Consider the following 21,383-nt stretch of genomic DNA (forward strand, 5'->3'; position numbering starts at 1 on the left):
ATGAAAGTATTAGTATTGAATTGCGGTAGCTCTTCCATCAAATACAAACTGTTTGAAATGACAAACAAGGAAGTGCTTGCGCAGGGCGGCATCGAAAAAATCGGTCTGCCGGGTTCTTTCCTGAAAATGACATTGCCCAACGGCGAAAAGAAAATCATCGAAAAAGACGTGCCGGAACACACAACCGGCGTACAGTTCATTTTCGACACACTCACCAATGCCGAATACGGAGCGGTTAGCAATCTGCATGAAATCAATGCAGTAGGCCACCGCGTACTGCACGGAGGAACCAAGTTCAGCGGCTCTGTACTGATTGACGATGCAGTGATTGCAGCCGTAGAAGAATGCTGCGATCTGGGCCCGCTGCACAATCCCGCCAACCTGAAAGGCATCTATGCCGTTCAGAAGCTGCTGCCTGAAGTGCCGCAAGTTGCCGTATTCGACACGGCGTTCCACCAGACAATGCCCGACTATGCATACCTGTACGCAATCCCTTATTCATATTTCGAGAAATACGGAATCCGCCGCTACGGCTTCCACGGAACATCACACCGCTACGTATCAAAACGCGTATGCGAGTTCCTGAACATTCCGCAAGAGGGATCAAAGATCATCACCTGCCACATCGGAAACGGAGGTTCTATCGCAGCGGTAAAAGACGGCAAATGCGTGGATACGTCCATGGGACTGACTCCGCTGGAAGGTTTAATGATGGGAACCCGAAGCGGTGACATCGACGGAGGAGCAATCACATACATCATGAAAAAGGAAGGGCTGACGCCGGACGAAATGTCTACGCTGCTGAACAAGAAAAGCGGCGTGCTGGGAATGTTCGAAAAGTCAAGCGACATGCGCGAACTGGAAGACGCTGTCGCAAGAGGCGAAGAACGCGCCATCCTGACCGAGAAGATGTATTTCTACCGCATCACCAAGTACATCGGAGCATATGCTGCCGCAATGAACGGCGTTGATGTCATTCTGTTCACCGGCGGTGTAGGTGAAAATCAGGCTACCGCACGTGCCGGAGTCTGCAAGAACCTGGAATACCTGGGCGTAAAAATCGATCCGGAAAAGAACAAGGTGAGAGGCGAAGAAGCCATCATTTCTACCGACGATTCCAAGGTTAAGGTCTGCGTCATCCCCACCGATGAGGAAATGATGATTGCGACAGACACAATGAACATCCTGAACAGCAAATAAGCGCCTCGGGAATCCTAAAGAGATTTAAAAGGGAATACTTCCTGCCGGAAATTTCTTATCTTTGTGACACAGACGTGGAGCAGATAATAAAAAGAATATTCCGACCGGAAGTTTTCCCTTTCTTTATATCGGCCCGCACGCAACAAAATGATAAAACACCCCACTATGAGTAAAAAAATCGTAACATTCGGAGAAATTATGCTCCGCCTCACCACCCCTGACAATCTCCGCATCGAACAGTCAAGGGATTTTCTTGTAAACTATGGAGGAAGTGAAGCCAATGTTGCCATCTCAATCGCCAACTTCGGAGGTGAAGTTGAATACATTACCCGCCTTCCGGACAATGCGCTGGGAGATACCTGTCTGGCAGAACTCCGCTCCCACAACATCAAGACAGACCACGTGCTTGTCGGAGGACACCGCCTCGGTACATATTACATGGAAAAGGCAGCCGCCATGCGCAACTCAAAAGTCATCTACGACCGTGAAGGATCGGCCTTTTCCGAACTCAAGCCCGGCATGATCGACTGGAAAGACGCCTTCAAGGACGCCGCCATATTCCACTGGTCGGGCATCGACGCTGCGCTGACTCCGGGACTTGCCGATGTATGCAAGGAAGCAATCAGTGTAGCCAAGGAAATGGGACTGAAGATTTCATACGACATCAACTACCGCAAGAACCTGTGGAACTACGGAAAAACCGCGCAGGAAGTATTGCGCCCGCTGATGGTGGACAGCGATATCATGTTCGGGAGCGAAGGCGAATATGCTCTGGTGACGGGGATAAAGGCTCCGGGATTCAAGGCTACGCGCAACGGAGAGAAATACGACATCGCCGCATACGAAAAGTTCTGCCAGGAAATCAGCAGGCAAGTGCCGAACTGCAAATACATCTACATCGCATTGCGCAATGTGATGAGTTCGGAGCACCATACCTTTGCGGGAGTGCTTTACAGCAACGGCACGATGAAGCACAGCCGCGTATTCGACATCGACAATGTGATAGACTGCGTAGGCGTGGGCGATGCATTCTGCGGAGCCATGCTGTATGCACAGGGTGCATTTGACGATGACCAGAAGCGCGTAGACTTCTCTACAGCGGCATCCGTGCTGAAAAATACGATTGCAGGTGACTACAACCTCGTAAAGGTTGCCGAAGTAGAAGGGCTGCTTGCCAAACAGGAAAGCGGCGAAGTGGCACGGTAACGGAATATCTTCACATACAAAGGCGCAGATTCCGCAGCCGGCAGGCTGCGGAATCTGCGCCTTTTGCTATAAGGCCGTTTCTCCCTCAATATATTGTTCCAGGAACATGCTTTCCCCGTCGAACACGGCATACGAGAAATCATGAATCCAATCTCCCAGGATCATCAGCCGCGAAGAGCGGGATAGCATCAGGTCGAGCATGATATGCCGATGCCCAAAGATGAAATAATTGATGTCCGCATGCGTCTTAAGGTAATCTTTCGCAAAAAGCACCAGCGGTTCCTTATCCTCGCCCATGTAATCCGGTTCGCGTCCGTTCTCCCGCTTCAGACGGCTGTGCTTTGCCCATTCCAGTCCCAGCTCCACACTCCAGCGCGGATGCAAGGCAGAGAAAAGGCACTGCAGGGTATGGCTGTGGAAGACCGTACGCAAGAACTTGAACTTGCGGTCATCATCTCCCAGCCCGTCACCGTGTGCCAGGAAGAACTCCTTCCCGTAGATTTCACAAGTCAACGGCTCACGGTGCAGAATCACTCCACATTCTTTTTCCAGGTAGTCGCCGCACCAGATGTCATGATTCCCGATAAAGAAATGCACTTCCACCCCCAAATCGGTCAGTTCTGATATTTTCCCGAGGAAACGGGTATAGCCTTTGGGTACGACCAGCTTGAATTCGTACCAGAAATCAAACATGTCGCCCAGCAGATAGACGGCCGCCGCCTTATGCTTGATACCGTCCAGAAAATTTACGAGCCTGCGTTCCTGCGTACGCCCATGAGGAATCGCGCGCGACCCGAGGTGAGCATCCGACAGGAAATATACATTTTTCAGCGCATCCATCATACCATCGTTTTATAGAAATCCCAGTTCGAGTTTAGCTTCTTCGGTCATCATGTCCTTGTCCCATTCCGGCTCGAAGACAAGATTTACCTGAGCAGAAGTCACTCCCTCCACCGACTCCACCTTCTGGCGGATATCCTCCATGATAAAGTCGGCCGCAGGGCAGTTGGGAGCCGTCAGGGTCATGTCAAGCGTCAAGGCCCCGTCGTCTTGCAAGTCTATCCTGTAAATCAGTCCCAGGTCATATACATTTACAGGAATTTCGGGGTCGTAAACAGTTTTCAGCATCTCGACAATCCGTTCTTCTATCTTCAGTTTCGTTTCGTTATCCATAGGTTCTATTGCCATTTAGTATTGTCTGCAAATGTAACAAAAAATATGAATCGCTACAACCTTCCTTCATCTACATAACTGTAATATGCTCCGTCGGTTACAATCACATGGTCGAGCAGACGGATGTTCATGGTGTTCGAAGCCTGATTCAGAGCCTGGGTCAGCCGGTCGTCATCCGTGCTGGGGGTCACATTTCCAGAGGGATGATTGTGGCAAAGCACGATGGATGTGGCACGTTTCAGCAGGGCTTCGCGCAACACACACCGCACGTCTACCTGCGTGGAAGCCAGCCCTCCCTGACTGATTCTGATTGCGTCGACCACCTTTGCTGCCTGGTTGAGCAGCATCACCCAGCATTCTTCAACGGAAAGATCGCACATCAGCGGATGGAAGTAGGCAAAGATATCGGTCGAACAACGGATCTGCACCCGTTCCTTCGGCTCTTCCTCTTTTCTGCGCTTGCCCAATTCAGAAGCCGCAAGAATAGTCACAGCTTTTGCAGGGCCTATTCCCTTGTAGCGGCACAAGTCTTCGACCGAACATTTGCCCAGCTCGCCCAGCTTGTTGTGGCATCCGTCAAGCACCTTGCGCATCAGCTCCACCGCCGTATCCTCCGTGTTTCCCGATCCTATCAGAATGGCGAGAAGTTCCGCATTGGTCAGCGCCGATGCTCCGTGCAGCATCATCTTCTCGCGCGGGCGGTCTTCTTCCGCCCATTGGTTGATGTTCAGTTTTTCATTCATACAGATTTAAGATTAGCGACATGATGCAAAAATAAGGAAAACTTCCGGATAACCCAAGATGGCAGAGGAAGATTTTCAACGCCAGACGCAAAAGGAAACTGCTGATTTCCCGATACATTCTGCAAACCACGATGTGGTTTATAGAAACCACACTGCGGTTTGCAGAAACGGCAACGCGGTTTATAAAAACAACGATGCCGTTTGAAGTTTGCAGGCCGGAATCGCAGCCTTTCCCGCACGAGCTTCCGGACTTTCAGGCGAATCAGGCAATGTCAGATGAGAAAAGCATTCAACGCCCTCCGTCTGCCTGTCCCCCAACCGAAACCTTCATAATGAAGCCTCCGCCGGGTGCCAGATGAATCTTCTGCTTCCTGCCAGACGAAAGAGAAAAGACACGGCGACGATAGTCCCTGCCCACGCGGTCGGCATTGGCTCCGTCTTCAAAAAGCTCCACCCGGATATTTTCTCCTTCCACAAAAGAAAGATCCACCTCTATGTCCCGGGCAGTCCAGTCCGTCAGCCCGGCCACATACCAGGCATCTCCCTGGCGGCGCGCCATGACGATATATTCTCCCACCTTTCCGTCCAGCGGCAACGTTTCCTGCCACGTTGTTGGGATTCCGGCAATAAACCGTGTACACTCGGCCTCCCTCATGTAATTGGAAGGCGAATCGCAAAGCATGTTCAGCGGAGAGTCAAAAATGACATACGCAGCCAACTGGCGGCATCTGGTTCCCTGGCTCATCGGCTCGGAATAGATGGCGCGGAAGTTTTCCCTGTTCATGTTGACCATCGCTCCCTGCGTGTAGTCTACCGGACCAGCTACCATGCGGATAAAGGGCATAGTCACGTCGTAAGTCACCTGGTCCGTCCCCGGCTGCGCCCACTTCATTTCCTCCAGTCCGTGAACTCCCTCAAAATTAACGGCATTGGGATAAGTGCGCTGAAGGCCGGTCGGCTTGGATGTCCCGTGCAAATCGATCAGCAGCTTGTATCGGGCACCCGTTTCGGCACAACGGCGGTTAAAGTCTATCATATACTGGTCGTCCCTGTCCATAAAGTCAATCTTGAATCCTTTGATTCCCATTTCAGCATAATGTTTGCAGACACGCTCCATATCCTTGTCGAAAGCCCGGAATCCCGCCCACAAGATAAGTCCGACATGCCTGGCCTCAGCATAGCGCACCAGTTCTTCCAGGTCGATTTCCGGAACCACTTGAAAAAGGTCAGCGGGACCTGCAACAGCCCATCCCTCGTCCAGAATAACATATTCGATGCCAAAGCGGGAAGCAAAGTCAATATAATATTTATATGTATCCGTATTTATGCCGGCTCTGAAGTCTACGCCGCTGATATTCCAGTCGTTCCACCAGTCCCATGCCACCTTTCCCGGCTTCACCCAAGAATAATCTCCTTCGGCCGGAGCGGCAAGCTTATACACCAGGTCGCTGCACAGCAAGTCTGCATCTTTCTCTGAAACGATTATCACACGCCAAGGAAAAGCCGTGCACCCTTCAGACTTAGCGATATACGGCTCACGCGACTTGACCACTTCCTTCAGTCCCCTCACTTCTACGGCGACCTCTTTAGGATAAGCGGCAAAGTGTCCGTAAAGCCCTTTATCTTCGTCATCCGCTTTCAAGAACATGCCCGGATAATTCAGCAAGTCAGCCTCAGTGATGCAAACTTTCTTGCGTTCTTTCCCTTTTTTAGCGAAAAGCACCGGAAGAAATGCCAGACGTGACTTGTCCCATTCAGAAAGCGGCACATGCCGGTAAGTATTCTGAAAAGAACTGTGATACTGATTCTCTTTCCCGTCAATCTGTCTGCCCTTCGGAGTGGCCGCAAAAATGTCCGGATTATCCGGCAGGTTGAATACCGCCTGCTCGTCCTTTACCCAAAAAGGCGCTTTACGCGATGAAACGAAACGATAGGCAACTCCTTCATCGTATGCGCGGAACACCACCTTATAGTCTTCTTTAAATTCGAGCGTCAGTTCATTGTAACAGTCCGCGATGACTGACTTCTTGTAAACAGGCGGATTGATGGTCTGATTCACCGACCTCGAACGTTTCTTCTTCAGCCGAGGAAAGCGTCCGAACACGGTTCCGTCCGTCAATGTCATGGATATGGGAGAAGGAGCGATCATCGTATCCTCCTCGTGTATTACAGAATAGGTTATCTCATTTCCGGTTGCCACTTCCAGCCGGAGCTTTCCGGAAGGAGATGTCACTTTATATTTCGTCTGCGCATAAATGCAGGAAGGAATGCCCACCAACAAAAGGAGCATCCATTTCTTTAAAAACAGTTTCATATCACCTTGCTTTAGCAACTACAACATACAATTCAAAGCCGTTCCATTTTTAATCTTCTTCTCCAACAGCTGCTTTCCCTCATTCCACACTGTTACCCTCAGCCGTTCTCCTTTCAGCCGGACAACCTCAATGTCAAACGACCCATTGAAAACCTTCACTTTCCGCAAGGCCATTCTGTCCCATTCCGCAGGCAATTGGGGTTGCAGAGAAAAAGCGTTCAGTCCGGTGGAACGGATGCCGAACATGCCTTCCGTAAAGATACGCCCGTACAGAGCACTTTCAGCCGACAGATGACGCTGCCCTCCCTCAGGCCAAGCCTCTACAGCATACGGCACATGTTCTCCCAACAGTCTGACCGATGAATAATGCTTCAGAAACTTGAGAGCCTTTTCGCGCTCGCCCGCCATGAACACGCCCCGCAGAGCATACAAGGTGGAGCGATCCCAGAACGTTTCGCTTCCGGCTTGCGTCAAAAGTCCGTTCTCAGTCCACAAGCGCGGAGAGAACAGGGCGTCAACAGTGCCTTCGGCGCGTTCATGAATCCCTACAGTCAACGGGATGCATATCCAGGCACGCAAGACATCGTTTCCTTTATAGTAAGCATATGTATCATAGCCTTCCACTTCAGCGGCAAAATAAGTGTCGATGGATTTCCTCAATTGCCTGGCCTGATCCCTGTATCGTTTGGCAACACCCTTTCCTTTGCCTAAATCATCAGCAAGATAAGCCGCCGAAAGCAGCGCGTCATAATAAAGCGAAGAGGTGCACAAGTTGGCGTTTCCGGCAGGGAAGCGTCCTTCCAGTTCGTCCGAGTCCGAAGCTACCACCCCATCCGGATTGATTTTCCTCCGGCAAAACTCCAGACACCATTCAATCAAAGGCCACAACCGGGAGGCTTCTTCCCTGCTTCCTCTTGCCAAAGCGTAACGTGCAGCACCGTAAGCTATCATGGCAGCATCGCCCCTATCTCCCGCTCCGTTCCAATAACTATCCCCCTCCGCAACAATTGAACTCGGAATAGGCTTCCAGTCTGGATTCATGTACCGCGCAAAGAGTCTAAAGGAGTTCAAGGCCGATGCGTTTCCGTATGCGTATCCAGTATAAGGGAAATAAGGATTTATATATTCCGCCTGGTCATTGGCCCAGATTGCAGCATAATAAGATTCGCCTCCAGGCCCGTGCATGGGGCCTCCTTTCGTTTCATAGATGCTTTCCAGCGCACGTATCTTGGAAAACGCAAACATTTCATTGATTACCGGATCCGGAGTTTCCAGCATTAGGTTTCCGGTCCATTCATCAACAAGAGCCTTGCGTCTGGCAAGTTCCGCCGAAGCAGACATTGCGGCTTTTTCCTCTCCTTCGGCATAAGCGGCAAGCGTGGCCGAGTAAACGAACGACTGACCGGGCGCAAGCGTGACGCTTCCACCTTTGTCCGTATCCATACAAATGGCGTAAGAACCTTTAACGCCTTTCTCCGGGTCGGTATGCAGCACGGTGTGTTCGTGGGGAAGTTCAAGCGTAACGGCCGTTTCTCCCACATTAGCAAACTCATACATCTCCACCAGTGCCGGATGTTCAGCAGAGGGGAAGAAAGTCCGTTTCAGTGTCATTTTGCTTTTGCCTCCAAGCTGAAGGTCGCTCACAGCCTCCAGGGTTCCGTTCAGCGTAATGCACTTCACCTGCTCTTGCAACGCCCTCCCGTTTGCAGTCACAGCGTCGAGCGGGTTCCAGTCCAGCCGACGCATCAGACTCCCGTGAGTATTGTTAGGGACGGTGCGCAGCATGGGCCACACCATACTTTTATTCAGTTCGAACTCTCCTTCTGCATTCACTCCATATCTCAATACGACAGATACGCTTTTTCCTGACATTTCGATATGGTCATGATGCGTTTCTCCCTTTTTCAGTTGCCACGTGATGCTGTTTCCTTCCTTGCTGATACGCCAGTAGTGTTTCGCATGCAACGGAGCGATGCACAAGATACACAAAGCGATCGGCACTATAAACCTTTTCATGGAATATGATACGTTATTTGTTTTCATACAATTTCTATTTCGATTATCTTTTCACTACAGACATGGCAAAGCCTCCTCCGGGAGCCAGCCAGATGTTTTTCCTCGAAGTCGAAGTGACAGAAAAAGCTTCTTTCACATAATCTTCAGCCTGCCTGTCCGCATTAATGCCATCTCTGAATAAAATGACATCATACGTTCCCTCTCCCAAAAAGCTGAAATCCAGCGTGACACTCCGAGGAGTCCAGTCTGTCATTCCGCCCACATACCACGCACTCCCTGTTCTTCTGGCTGTGACAATAAACTCACCCAATTTCCCTTGAAGTATCCGCGTTTCATCGATGCCTTTATTAGGCATTCCAACAATGAAGTCCGTGCATTCCTGCTCTTTCCTGTAAATAGTCGGATTGTCAGCAAGCATTGTCAAGGGCGAATCATGCACCACGTAAGCTGCCAACTGATGGCAACGGGTTCCCTGGCTCATCGGATTGTGGTATATCGGCTTGAAATCTCTTTTCGCGGCATTGCGCATCGCCCCCGGCGTATAATCCACCGGCCCTGCCATCATGCGGATATAAGGCATTGTCACGTCATACTCCATCATGTCCCTGTCGACTGTGCTCCACTTCATCTCCTCCATTCCGAAGACAGATTCATAGTTGATGACGTTCGGATACGTGCGGTTCATCCCGGTAGGCTTGTAGAAGCCGTGCAGGTCCAATGTCAGCCTATACTTTGCGGTCATTTCAGCTATGCGGCAAGCCATCTCTACTGCCGTCTGGTCATCACGGTCCAGGAAATCCACTTTAAACCCACTGATTCCCATGGCCGAATATTTCCGGCAAGCTTCTTCCAACTGTTCATCAAGCACGTTGAAAACCGTCCAAAGAATCAAATCCACACCCTTGCTTTTACCGTATCGGACCAATTCCTCCAGATTCAGTTCCGGAATCACAGCAAGCATATCTCCTTTAGCCGGGTTATACCAGCCTTCGTCCAGCACAACAAACTCTATCCCGTTCTCCGCAGCGAAATCGATATAATGTTTATAAGTATCCATGTTGATGCCTGCCTTGAATCCGACACCGGAGATTCCCCAGTCATTCCACCATTCCCAAGCCACTTTCCCGGTTTTTATCCACGAGCAGTCCCCTATACGGTTGGGAGATGCCAGCGCATATACCAGATTGTTTACAGGCATTTCCGTGTCCTTTTCCGTCACGGCCCAAATGCGCCAGGGATAATTGCGCTTTCCCGCCGCCTTGGCTATATAATCGGAACGCTCAACGACCTTCGTCATGGCACGCGGGGGAAAACGTTCCAAGGCCTTGGGATAACGGGCGAAAGTTGCCTTCAGCGAGCAGGATTCCCCGTTTCCCTTCTCTATAAACATTCCCGGATAGCTTTCCAGATCTGATTCCAGCAAAGTCATTTTCACTTCATCCCCGCAATCCAGCGTAATCGGCAGGAAAGCGATATTGTCCGCTTCCGCCTCCTTTACGGTCGAAACCGTATAAGTATTCTGGAATGCCATCGCATATTGGTCCGATTTCACACCTGCGGTTGAATAAGCCATATATGAGGTATAGTTTTCCGGAAAATTAAAAGATGCAATCTCATCCTCGACAATGACCGAGTCTTTCATTGTTGTATAGAAACGGTAGGCCATCCCTTCGTTATAGGCACGAAACACAACTCCGTAGTTACCCTTCATCTTCAAGTCCAATTCATTATAAGTGACCGTGAAAGACGGCACCCGATAATGAGGTGACTGAATGTCTTCCGTAAATGAAGATTCTTTCTTGCGGATTACTTTTGCATCTGCTCCCAGCGTCCGATCAAGAAATACCAATCCAATAGGACTTGCATTGAGCAAAACTCTGTCTTTATGCCTTACACTATACGTAATTTTCTGACCAACAGAGATGTTAACCTCCAGATTCTTATCAGGAGAAGCTAATCTGTACGTATACTCTTCACCGAATGCCTGCAAGCACAAGCAGCATAAACTTAAGATAAACAACGGTTTCATTTTCATATCATTCTATTTTTTCATTTCGCAGGGAATATACGGAAATTTATCTGCATCTTCTGTAAGCAAGAGAATGGAAAAAGCGCTTGACCATCCAAAATGCATGGCCGTCATGGCTTCTCCTGTTTCCGAATTCCAGTTTTCGCGGATTGGATACCCTGGCTCAGCCAACCCTTTCAGACGGTCGGGAAGCAGCCACGTATACTTTTCAGCGTCTTCTTTGAAACCATAGTTCTTCCATCCCCGAATACCGAAATAAGTATAGTTCATCCATGTCTGTCCACGGAAATATCCTTTATCGGGCTGGTATAAAGGATGCTTGTGGTTCAGACTGGAAAACGGGAAATACGTACCGAACAATTCCGGATCAAGCATATTCTCCTTGACGGAAGCCGCCTGTTCCGGAGTGGCTACCCCTGTGAACAAAGGAATCCATCCGGAAATGTCTATTACTTTCACCAGCTCCCCTGTTACCAGCTTGCGGTCATAAAAGAATCCTGTTTCCTTGTCAAAGAATTTTTCCTGAATCATTTTGCGGAGTTTGTTGCCGTCAGCGCGGAACTGTGAAGCTTGTTCCTTCTCCCCTATCTCATCCAGCATGTAGGCAAGATAAAATTTCTCGGCACAGAGATAGCTGTTCAATTCGATAGATTCCTGATCAAACGACCAGGCACCTTCCGCATTCTTCAGCATCTTCACCCCGTCGAATTTTACGGCAACATCCATGCCGCTTTCCCACTGTCCCATATAGACTTCCGGGCCGATGCCCCCGTATTCACACAATCCGTTACCGTCATGATCGCGGTACTTGTAACGCCATTCATGAAACTTCAGCAGTTTAGGGAGCATTTCCTTGACAAACGCTTTGTCTTTTGTGCGGCGGTAAACCATATAAGTCGCCCAGCCGGCAATAGGCGGTTTAGAGCAGACGTTGTTGTTTTCTTTCTTATCCAAAGCTATCAGGTCAACAATCATACCTTCAGGAGTCTGGTAGTCAAACATAGTCAGCATCTGTTCTTTTGCCAGTTCCGGATTAAAGACAGCAAGCGCCGCAGCATGTTCCCAACTGTCCCATGCCCAGAACGCATTGAAGTGTCCGGTAGCCGGCTGCACACCCCCATGCTTCAAATCTCCGGCCGCACTGCGCCAGTTGGTATGCAGCGTCATCAATGCCTTTACAGCCCATTTCCTGTTGCGTTCGCTTTCCATATAAGGAGTAGGACGGTCTACAATGGAACGGATATAGCCTTCCCACCGCTTCTTGTTTTCCTTGAAATATTTTTCCGTTTCATTGCTCCGTATGCTTTGGTGTTCAGCCATGGCCTCCTGCTCGGTAGATGCAGGACAATAAGTGGTGAACACATACAATTTTACCGACTTGCCCGGACGCAAGGAACGGCTTCCCATATTCATCATATATCCTTGCGTTCCGTCCATCTGCAAATTTCCGTCTTCCGAGAAGGAGAATATGAAATGATGACGTCCGTCTTTTACACCGACATGTATATCATCTCCGTCTACAGCCTTGCACGAGGCATCCTTATATGTCAGCTTTCCCGTAAATCCAATTTCTATCTCACGCTCAGAATTCCCCTCGTTGCGAATTTCATATTCCGTCAAAGTGCTCCGGTCTGAGATTGCTATCTCTTTCAGATGTACAGCAAGCTCTTTGGCATCCAGGCTTTGTCTGAGCATTCCCGGAAGGTATTCGTTCGCCCCGACAGCTTCGAACGGAATATCTTTCCCGTTTTCCTTGAGTACAAGCCGGCTGAAGCAGTCAGACAGCCATTGCAGCCCCAGCGAACGCTCCCCGGCAAACGCAGGCCCTCTGAATCCTCCCGCCAGTGACAAATCCGACTTCCTGTTGAATCCATAGCCGTGCCATCCGCCCAAATCGGCGAAGAAGAAGCCTTGCGGCATGGGTTTGTAGCCTTTTTCGATATTCAGCAGATTGATGAACTGTTCTTGCGAGCAGTTGTTCTTTCCCGAAACGGAGAGAACAGACAATGCACAGAATGCAAATGTTGCACATGTATTTTTCACTTTCATGGTTTATTCTTTTAGTCGTTTATAAATATCATTCCACAGCCCGCAATTCCAGCGCGAGGCTTGCATATTCGGATGCCAGCAGTTTCGAAAGAGCGATGCCTTCCTCTTTCAACACTTTTCCACTGATTACTTTCCCGTCCAACGGGCAGGGTTTGTCTGCACGTACAGGAGTAAGATCCGTGATTCGATAATTCCTGCCCGGATCAAGACCGCTCATGCGTACAAAAGGAACGGTCATGTTAATGAAGTGATCTGTCTTGTAAGCAAAGAAAACCGCACGGCTCTTGTCTTCCGTTGCGTACATGAGCGAAGATACACCTTTATTGTCATATGGTGAAACCAACCGGTACAAATCTCCCAATTGAACGACGGGACGTATCTCCTTATATGCCGCAATGGCCCGTCTGGCAAAATCCTTATCCTTGTCCGTCATGTCCTTAGGCTGCATTTCCATGCCCAGACGTCCCGACATAGCCACATCAAAACGAAACTTTAACGGCAGGGTGCGCCCTGTCTGGTGATTCTTGTCCGCACTGACATGGGCAGCCATGGCAATGGCCGGATAAAAATTGGAAATTCCCCATTGGAGGTAGATGCGTTGAAGCGCGTCGGTGTCGTCGCTGGTCCAGAACTCGTTGAAGTACGGAAGCATCCCGTAATTCACACGCCCGCCTCCGCCGGCACATGCCTGCAAAACCAGATCCGGATATTTGGCCCGAATGCGTTCCAGCACCTTGTTCAGCCCGCGGTGATAGTCGATGTAGAGATGCGACTGCTTGTCCTTGGGCAGGAAAGAAGAGCCATAATCCATCAGCCAGCAGTTATCGTCCCATTTCATGTAGGAGATTTCGGGATATTGCGTCATCAGCTTGTCTACAACTCCAAACACATGATCCTGCACCTCGGGGTTTGTCAGATCAAGCACCACCTGAGTGCCACCTCTCCCTGTCGACAAGGAACGGTTCGCTACACGCATAATCCAATCGGGATGTTTATCAAACAGTTCACTTTTCGTATTTGCCATCTCCGGTTCTATCCAAAGGCCGAACTTGATTCCATATTTCTCAGCCGACTTCAGCAACCCTTCGATGCCTTCCGGCAACTTTTCCTTGCAGACCTCCCAGTCGCCCAATGCACAATCCGTCCGGTTGCGCGGATATTTGTTGCCGAACCATCCGTCGTCCATGACAAACAGTTCCCCGCCCAGTGCAGAAAAATCCTTCATCATCTCTTCCATGCTCTCCTGATTCACCTTCAGATAAACGCCTTCCCAACTGTTCAGCAGAATGTCATGCAATTCATCACCTCCATGCAGCTTGTATTTTCTCGCCCAACGGTGAAAGGCACGGCTAATGCCGCCTTTCCCGCAACTGCTGTATGTCATGGCAAACTCCGGAGTAACGAACTTTTCTTTTGCTTCCAGCTGATAATGAGAAGTTTCTTCATTGATTCCTGCTATCACATTAAACTGAGTATTTCTCAGATCCATCTTGATAAGGTAATTCCCAGTCCACGCCAAAGTACCCCCGAACACTTGTCCGGACTCTTCCTGAGGCTTTCCGTCCAGACTGATCATGAAAGAAGGATTGTCCGTTTCCGTGTTCACCAGTCCGTCCTTATTGGAAATCACTTTCTGCCCGTTAGTGAGCTTTTCTTCTTCCATCGTTGACTCAGCCCCCCAATGCCCGTGAAAGTGAGTCAGCCAATTCTCGCCGCGTCTGACGGGCAAAAAGGCAGAAGCAAAACGATACAGCGTAACCGGCTTCTTGCCCATGTTTTCCGCCTCCACCCATGTCGAAATGATATCGCTTTCTTTATAAGCCTTGAAGCACTGCTTTACACAAAAAGGATAAACCTTGTCTTTCATGCATATTTCCGTTATCTCTCCCTCATCGTCGGCATACTGCCTGACCTCTTCTACGGCCAAGTTGAGCGACATGTTTCCGTCTGCATGCGTAACCGCCATGGCACGCTCTCCGGCTGTATTGAGTCCGAAAACCGGATAACTGTCAGCGTTGAAAGCGAGCCCGCTATCATAAACGCTTTGTATGTCAGCCGGAGATATGCGGCTTCCGTAATATTGGAATTTGGGCTTCTCCCCCTTCTCCACTGTAAGCAAAAGCGAAGTGTTTCCGGTTGACACCAGATAATCTTTGGCCGGCAAAGACACGGAAAACAGTCCGAGTGCCGCCAGCAAATAAATTCTTGTTTTCATTTTCACTGATGATTATATTGTTGGTCACTGATTTTCTTAAAGTTTGTTCTGATTTTCCCCGCTTCGGCCCGCGAATTATCCGACAGATGGAAACGGGAAAACAGAACGGCAACAAACGCAAAACGGAGCTAAAATTTATCTCTCACTTCAAAACAGAAGGATGTACAGATGTCCCGTCCAGTCTGATGCGGTAAGGCCATTGCGTTTCTTCGCCTTTTTTCTCACCGTTTCTGTGAGTTTCCCAATGTGCTGTCGGTGCACCGGTCACCACCAGCCAAAGGAACTGAGTGTTCTGAGGCACAGAGAAGCTGGCCGTACGGTTCATTCCGTTTTCTCCGCGGTTCATATTGCCGTAGACACGTTTGCCCTCGGTGGTCACAGCAACAAAACCGTAGCGCCATCCAGCCTTGTCCGGGTGTACATTGTGAAAATCCCAGCTGCCCGCAATGCCTTCAAAGTCCAGCCTGACCTCGGTTCCACCTTCAGGAACGCTCAAACGGATCGCATTGTATCCGTAATTCTGCGGGCAACGACTTTGAGCGATCTGCATCCAGCCGTTTTCCTTGCCCTCCATTTTACAGCTATGCTGGTTAGCATAACTGCTGCACGAAGCCTTGACACGCGGCAAATCCCAGGTCACAAAACGTGAAGCGGCATCATAAACCTCATCATTGAACTGCTCCTGACTGACCCCCGTAAGACGCTTATAGGCAGAAACGGGGTCTTCCGTGCCCTCGGCCTCTTTCCAAAGACGTGCAATGAAATCCAGTCCATGCCTGTATGACCAATATTCAAGGAACTGGGGCGCATGGTATTGATTCTCCCCGTTCAGCAGCGAATAGTGCGTCTGTTTCATATAAGCATCCAGATGAAACTTTTCGAGCGTCACCCAAGAGGGATAAACCTGCCAGAGCATCCATTGCGAGGTATACTCCACCAGCGGGCTTCCCGAAAAGCCGCGCGCCCCGTCGGCCTCTGTCATATACTGAAAAGAATGCCCCATCTCATGAGCCAGCGCGCAGTAAGGGTAGGCATTGGTGCGGCACGGGCGCATCCACATCATTCCTACTCCTTCATCTCCCCATCCGTAAGCAGTTGTTTCATCATCATTGAACATCCAGATTATCATTTTATACTTTGATGCATTCGATGTCGTCCGGTCAGCGAATTTCAGCTTGTCCGTATAATACGTATAGAATCGTTCGCCTTCGCGCAAGATCTCGTCCGGATAGAAACGTCTGGACTTGTTGGAATACTGCTCCGGATTCTTTCCGAACGACTTCTCCCAAAACAGGACCAGATTCTCCGACTCAGCCTTATACTCATACGAAAAGTTTCCGTCCGTCTGCCCGAACCTGTTTTCCTTTTTCTGTTTTTCCGGAATCAGAATTGTCTTTCCTTTCGCAGCCGATGGACAGATACCTCCCACCAGCAAGGCACATGCAAGCAGGATGCCCATAACTTTTGTTCTTTTCATAATCGCTGATTTTAATAAGTTGTGTCTTTATATTTATCCTATGTGAAAACTTCCGTCATGAGAAGCCGCTACCTGCGGCATCTGTCTGTGTGCAAATTTAAACGGAGCGATTGTATATCGCTTTGTTTTCCGTCCTTACGACTTTGCTATCTGTTCTAATAAGCGGCATTACCTAAGAGCCTGTTTTATTTTTCCAATAAAGTAATGTTATATCAGGTTCTAGATCCATAATAAAATTCTATCCTGCACATTAAAAAAAGACACCTCCGCTTACAATCCATCGGTTAATTTCATTTATTTTGCATCACAATCAAAAAATCAATACCGACATGAAAAAACTTTATCTTGCACTTGCATTCATTTCTTCTGCGCTAACCAGCCTCATGGCTCAGCCACAAGCCTTGTTCACCGTTTCACACGGCCCTTACCTCCAGGAAGTGACACCTCAAGGAGCAACGTTCGTGTTTACAACCTCGCTCCCATCGTTCTCCTATATCGAACTGAAGGAAGAGGGAAGCGAGGATATCAGACAATGCTATCACGCGGAACATGGACTGCGTGACGCCAACACGACTTTCCATTCCGTCAGGGCGGAAGGACTGAGGCCCGGAACGGTCTACAATTACCGCATCCGCTCGAAAGAGATGCGTGACTTCCAGCCGTACAAGGTGGTGTTCGGGGACAGCATCGTGTCGCAATGGTACACTTTCCGAACCGTCGACCCGGAAAGCAAAGGAGGCTCTTTATTCGTGGTGAGCGATGTCCATAACAACAGCAGCCAGCTGGAAACCCTGCTCAACCTGTGCGACTACAAGACCTGCGACGCTTTTCTTTACGCCGGAGATATGATGAGCTACATGGAAAACGATGAAACGCCATTCCAGGCTTTCATCGACACAAGCGTCCGTTTGTTCGCATCTTCCATTCCTTTCGATATGGTGCGCGGAAACCACGAAACACGGGGAAAGCTGGCACGCAGCTATCCGGGGCTGTTCCCGAAGTCAAGCGGAAAGATCTATGGTTCGCGCCGCATCGGGGACATCATGATTGTGATGCTGGACTGCGGTGAGGACAAGCCGGACAATGTGCCTGTATATGCCGGACTGACGGACTTCGACGCTTACCGCACGGAACAGGCGGAATGGCTGGCACAGCTGGTTGAAACGGAAGAGTTCAAGACCGCACGCTACCGCATCGTCATCTCTCATTTCCCCATGGCAAACGTATTCCCCGACGAGGAACTGAACCACGGAATCAATGACCTGAAAGCCAAAATGCTTCCCATACTCAACAAGGCCGGCATTGACCTGATGGTTTCAGGACATACGCACCGCTTCGCCTTTCATGAGAAAGACAAAGCCGGAAATGCCTTTCCGGTGATTGTAGGAAGCAACCGGAGCGCCACACGCCTGGACATTTCGGATGGAAAAATCAAGGCAAAGGTCATCGACAACACCGGCAATGTCTTGCTGGACACGACATTCTGAACCGAACCGGCCAATCCTATATCTGTCAGACCGCGGCAGGACTTTTCTTCAACGACTCGGACAAAAGATGCAGATTCTCCGACACATTCTGTAAACCGCATCGTGGTTTATAGAAACGACAACGTGGTCTGCACAAACGGCGACGTGGTTTATACAGACCACATCGCCGTTTGAAGTTTTCACAACCCCATTCTGAAGTTTCCGGAACGGGAACCTGCTTTTATTCCACCGCCCGGCCGATTTACATTTTTCTCAAAAAAGCGGAAAGAAAAAGACCTGACACACGACTACCCGGGCTTTTTTCTGCCAAAAAACGTTAACAATCTGTCGTTTTATTCTTTTATACGGTAATTTTACCCCCCATTTTGAACCTGTCCTGATCAGTCGCCCAAATATTTCAAATTTTACGGCCCGACATTCCGGCATGTTCAGAAAAAAGTTACCTTTGAAGTTATGAACAGATTAACAATAAAAATATATCCAAGCACATTGAAAAGCTTGACCCTATCGGTGGGATGCGCCCTATTCGTTTATGGAGGATGGTTTATGGCTCATGACACCTATCCGCTCCATGTCATCATCGGCTATTCAGGTGCCGCTTTCTTCGGAGCAGGCTTTGTTGTTTCATTGGGATATACGATGCTTCGGCTGTTCAGCCGGCCTTGGGCAACCATTCACAAGGACCGCCTTAAGGTGCTGGTTCCCATCAGATTCGGATACAAGACATTCATGTTTGAAGACATCGGATTTTTCTATGTAGCAGGAAGCCAGATTTATGCGGCTTATTCGCGGAAGAAGGGCAATGTTCCTACCGGCCTGCTCAGCGTTATGCTTGACAACCTTCCGGAGATATGCAACATCCTGAACGAAAGGCTCGAACGGTATCGCCTGGACGCAAAATAAGGAGCCGGCAATGCCATCCGCCCTCTCATCACAAGGTCCGGCGGAAATAAAGCATATCACGCAACACCTGTCCTTCCTCTACGATAAGATGATCATAATGCTGCGTAAAAAAGTCGGGCACCGTATGCGAATAGGTGAAACCGCAGCTCAGATAGAAACCGACAGTCTGCCGGCTGTCGCCCGTACCGACAAGCATCGTATGACACATTCCCTTATAACGTCCGAAAAGGTATTCCACCATCCGCTTCCCCATCCCCTTGCGCTGGCATTGCGGAGATACAGCCAGATTCTTCAATTCGCAAACACCTTCTCCCTCAAGCGTAACGACCGCCACGGCAAAAGCGTCGTGCGCCTGCTTATCCCGCATGACATACAGATCGCCCCGTTCCAGGTAACGGTCGATCATCGACTCTTGTTCGTCGGCAAGAAGCAGAAGAGAGAGATACCGTTTCTTATCCGAAGAAACAAGACAAATCTCAGGAGAATCGTTCAGAGCTGGAGAATCCCTCAAGATTCCGTTACGTAAGTTCCACTCTTCCGCAGTTATCCGCATGAAATGCTCTGTACGCACATCTCCCAAAGGAGAAACTTTGCCTGTTTCTGTATGATGATACGTAAGCCCGCACTTCTCCATTACCCGCTGCGATTGCCTGTTCCCGTCATAAAAGCCGCACCATACGGCCGACAAGCCCAAATCGGCAAAACATCTGCGCAACAGGCAACGCACGGCCTCCGGAATCATGCCTTTTCCCCAATAAGGAACGCCGATCCAGTAACCGATCTCAGCCTCATCAGCCTGCATATCTGCGCTGTGCATTCCATCTCCGCGCATGATGCCTGCACTTCCCACCGGCTCGCCCGTTTCTTTCAGCACCACCGCATACGTTTCCGGCTCCGAAAAAACGGTGCGGATAATCTCGCGGCTATGTTCAACCGACGCATGAGGCGGCCATCCAGCAACAGGACCGACGGCCGGATCTTTGGCATATTTATAGAGGGATTCCGCATCGGCTTCTTGCCAAGGACGGAGAATAAGACGAGAAGTTTCCAAACAATTGCCCATAACACTGCCTTTTCATTCTGAGATTTCCACCAGATTGCCTTCCGGCCCTTCAATGCAGCTTTCATAATAACCGTCGCCCGTAATGCGCGGACCGCTGACAACCGCATAACCGTCAGCACGAAGACACTCCGTCAGCTGATCGACTTTTTCTTTCCCTCCCACGCAAAAAGCAAGGTGGACAAGTCCTGTCCGCAAAGGATCTTTAGGCAGGTCCGCCATATCCGGGCGCGACATGATTTCCAGCCGCGCTCCACGGTCAAAAGAAAGGAAGTAAGTCTTCAGCCCTGTCCGCGGGTTAGGATACATCTCATTTGACACCGCCCCAAAATAACGGATAAAGAAATCCCGGGCAGTTTCCAGGTCATTCACATACATCGCCACATGATCAAGTTTCATAAATTCCCCTCTTTTATAAATTACACATTCAGGTACCGGACTGACCCAGCCAATCCGATTTATTGTCTGATTACAAAAGTAATAATAATCCGACAAAAAGCAACTGAAGAATAGAAATCAAGAATGAAATCTTCAAAGTTAAAAAAAGTCCGGTTAATAAGAATAATTCAAGGAACAATGGGAAAATTATGTATCTTTACAGCAGAATATCTTTCTTGGATAAGGCTACAGGAAGAAGACGGCATGTCCAATGGGGATTCAAAGCAGGTAAAAGATAAATAAAAAGAATCTGTTCATTCAATAATATGTATATCGCCGGCGTCATTCTATTTTTTGCAGCGGTAATCTTCATTAAATTAAAGATGCCGATGTGGAAAGGCAAGTATTCTGAAAGGCTTGTAAGAAACAAAATTCAGAAACTGCCTGAAGAATACGTCGTGTTCAATAATCTGCTGTTCGAAGACAATGAACATTCAACACAAATCGACCATATCGTAGTTTCGCCTTATGGTGTCTTTGTCATTGAGACAAAGGGATATAAAGGCTGGATTTCAGGTGGCGAGAACAGCGAATACTGGACACAAACCATTTATAAAAGCAAACACCAGTTTTACAATCCGATAAAGCAAAATGCCGGACATGTGAGATTTTTACGTCACCTGCTCAAAGGTTCGGCAAATATACTTTTTATTCCGATTGTCGTTTTCAATAACAGCGCGGCATTAAAAGTGCATGCCAATAACAGTATTGTTGTAAACAGACATAACCTTAAACGTGCGATCCGACAATACAAGACTCCGTTCTTGATCGGGAAACCATCGATTGGATAATACGGACAATCAACCAAAATCGCATAATTGGTGATAAGAACAAGCTAAAACAACATAAGCACAACGCAAAAGCACGACAATACAGAAGTTCAAGCCTCATAAGTCAGGGCATCTGTCCCCTATGCGGAGGACAGCTTGTTTTGCGGCAAGGCAAATACGGCTCTTTCTATGGGTGCTCAAATTTCCCCAAATGCAAGTTTACTTTAAACTCATAACGGTAATCCTTGCCTAATTCTTAGGCATATCAGAACATAAAATTAAGCGGAAAAGTCAGAGGGGATA

17 protein-coding genes and 1 pseudogene are annotated in these 21,383 nt (G+C 49.0%); 6 read left to right on the top strand and 12 right to left on the bottom strand.

Translation table 11 applies throughout. The annotated features are described in order from the left end of the window. Positions 1–1,200, top strand: a complete 1,200-nt coding sequence (locus tag QUW60_RS08315) for an acetate kinase (protein WP_289559779.1) — start codon at positions 1–3, stop codon at positions 1,198–1,200. Positions 1,201–1,365: 165 nt separating this feature from the next. After that, positions 1,366–2,406, top strand: coding sequence for a sugar kinase (locus tag QUW60_RS08320; protein WP_289559781.1), 1,041 nt, complete (start codon positions 1,366–1,368; stop codon positions 2,404–2,406). A gap of 66 nt (positions 2,407–2,472) precedes the next feature. Here QUW60_RS08320 and QUW60_RS08325 read toward each other — a convergent pair whose 3' ends face one another. From QUW60_RS08325 to QUW60_RS08365, 9 genes are all read right to left on the bottom strand, one after another. Next, on the bottom strand, positions 2,473–3,237 hold the full coding sequence (locus QUW60_RS08325) for a UDP-2,3-diacylglucosamine diphosphatase (protein WP_258336798.1): 765 nt from the start codon (positions 3,235–3,237) through the stop codon (positions 2,473–2,475). A 21-nt stretch (positions 3,238–3,258) separates the two neighbouring features. Then, positions 3,259–3,579: a metal-sulfur cluster assembly factor gene (locus QUW60_RS08330; protein WP_258336799.1), complete on the bottom strand. Its 321-nt coding sequence runs from the start codon at positions 3,577–3,579 to the stop codon at positions 3,259–3,261. A gap of 53 nt (positions 3,580–3,632) precedes the next feature. Next, positions 3,633–4,322, bottom strand: a complete 690-nt coding sequence (gene radC, locus QUW60_RS08335) for a RadC family protein (RefSeq protein WP_258336676.1) — start codon at positions 4,320–4,322, stop codon at positions 3,633–3,635. A 289-nt stretch (positions 4,323–4,611) separates the two neighbouring features. Next, positions 4,612–6,636 (bottom strand): retaining alpha-galactosidase, encoded by a 2,025-nt coding sequence (locus QUW60_RS08340; RefSeq protein ID WP_289559783.1) that lies wholly within the window; start codon positions 6,634–6,636, stop codon positions 4,612–4,614. A gap of 18 nt (positions 6,637–6,654) precedes the next feature. Next, the gene (locus QUW60_RS08345; RefSeq protein ID WP_289559810.1) at positions 6,655–8,652 is read right to left on the bottom strand and encodes a glucosidase family protein; all 1,998 of its coding nucleotides are present in this window, start codon (positions 8,650–8,652) and stop codon (positions 6,655–6,657) included. Between the two features lie 43 nt (positions 8,653–8,695). Further along, positions 8,696–10,687, bottom strand: a complete 1,992-nt coding sequence (locus tag QUW60_RS08350) for a retaining alpha-galactosidase (protein ID WP_289559785.1) — start codon at positions 10,685–10,687, stop codon at positions 8,696–8,698. 6 nt (positions 10,688–10,693) lie between these two features. Continuing rightward, positions 10,694–12,730 carry an MGH1-like glycoside hydrolase domain-containing protein gene (locus QUW60_RS08355; RefSeq protein ID WP_289559787.1) on the bottom strand — a complete coding sequence of 679 codons (2,037 nt, stop codon included), beginning with the start codon at positions 12,728–12,730 and terminating at the stop codon, positions 10,694–10,696. A 28-nt stretch (positions 12,731–12,758) separates the two neighbouring features. Beyond that, a complete protein-coding gene (locus tag QUW60_RS08360; RefSeq protein WP_289559789.1) occupies positions 12,759–14,945 on the bottom strand; it encodes an alpha-galactosidase in 2,187 nt (728 codons plus the stop codon). Between the two features lie 142 nt (positions 14,946–15,087). Continuing rightward, on the bottom strand, positions 15,088–16,422 hold the full coding sequence (locus QUW60_RS08365) for a DUF6055 domain-containing protein (RefSeq protein WP_289559791.1): 1,335 nt from the start codon (positions 16,420–16,422) through the stop codon (positions 15,088–15,090). A gap of 329 nt (positions 16,423–16,751) precedes the next feature. Between QUW60_RS08365 and QUW60_RS08370 the strand changes: the two genes are divergently transcribed. After that, positions 16,752–17,909, top strand: a complete 1,158-nt coding sequence (locus QUW60_RS08370; RefSeq protein WP_289559792.1) for a purple acid phosphatase family protein — start codon at positions 16,752–16,754, stop codon at positions 17,907–17,909. A gap of 453 nt (positions 17,910–18,362) precedes the next feature. After that, complete coding sequence (locus QUW60_RS08375; RefSeq protein ID WP_289559793.1) at positions 18,363–18,812, top strand: hypothetical protein; 450 nt, start codon at positions 18,363–18,365, stop codon at positions 18,810–18,812. 28 nt (positions 18,813–18,840) lie between these two features. Here the strand turns inward: QUW60_RS08375 and QUW60_RS08380 are convergent, their stop codons facing one another. From QUW60_RS08380 to QUW60_RS08390, 3 genes and pseudogenes are all read right to left on the bottom strand, one after another. Continuing rightward, the gene (locus QUW60_RS08380; protein WP_289559812.1) at positions 18,841–19,305 is read right to left on the bottom strand and encodes a GNAT family N-acetyltransferase; all 465 of its coding nucleotides are present in this window, start codon (positions 19,303–19,305) and stop codon (positions 18,841–18,843) included. A 27-nt stretch (positions 19,306–19,332) separates the two neighbouring features. Continuing rightward, positions 19,333–19,875 (bottom strand): annotated as a pseudogene (locus tag QUW60_RS08385) (GNAT family N-acetyltransferase); the annotation flags it as partial. Between the two features lie 12 nt (positions 19,876–19,887). After that, entirely contained in the window at positions 19,888–20,271 is a 384-nt protein-coding gene (locus QUW60_RS08390; protein WP_258336687.1) for a VOC family protein, read from the bottom strand. 368 nt (positions 20,272–20,639) lie between these two features. On the opposite strand from QUW60_RS08390, the gene QUW60_RS08395 reads away from it, so the two are divergent. Beyond that, positions 20,640–21,101 (top strand): nuclease-related domain-containing protein, encoded by a 462-nt coding sequence (locus QUW60_RS08395; RefSeq protein WP_289559794.1) that lies wholly within the window; start codon positions 20,640–20,642, stop codon positions 21,099–21,101. Between the two features lie 140 nt (positions 21,102–21,241). Continuing rightward, complete coding sequence (locus QUW60_RS08400) at positions 21,242–21,316, top strand: topoisomerase DNA-binding C4 zinc finger domain-containing protein (protein ID WP_289559814.1); 75 nt, start codon at positions 21,242–21,244, stop codon at positions 21,314–21,316. The last annotated feature ends 67 nt before the right edge of the window (positions 21,317–21,383 follow it).

It is taken from the genome of Bacteroides gallinaceum (genome assembly GCF_030373775.1).
GTDB lineage: Bacteria > Bacteroidota > Bacteroidia > Bacteroidales > Bacteroidaceae > Phocaeicola > Phocaeicola excrementipullorum.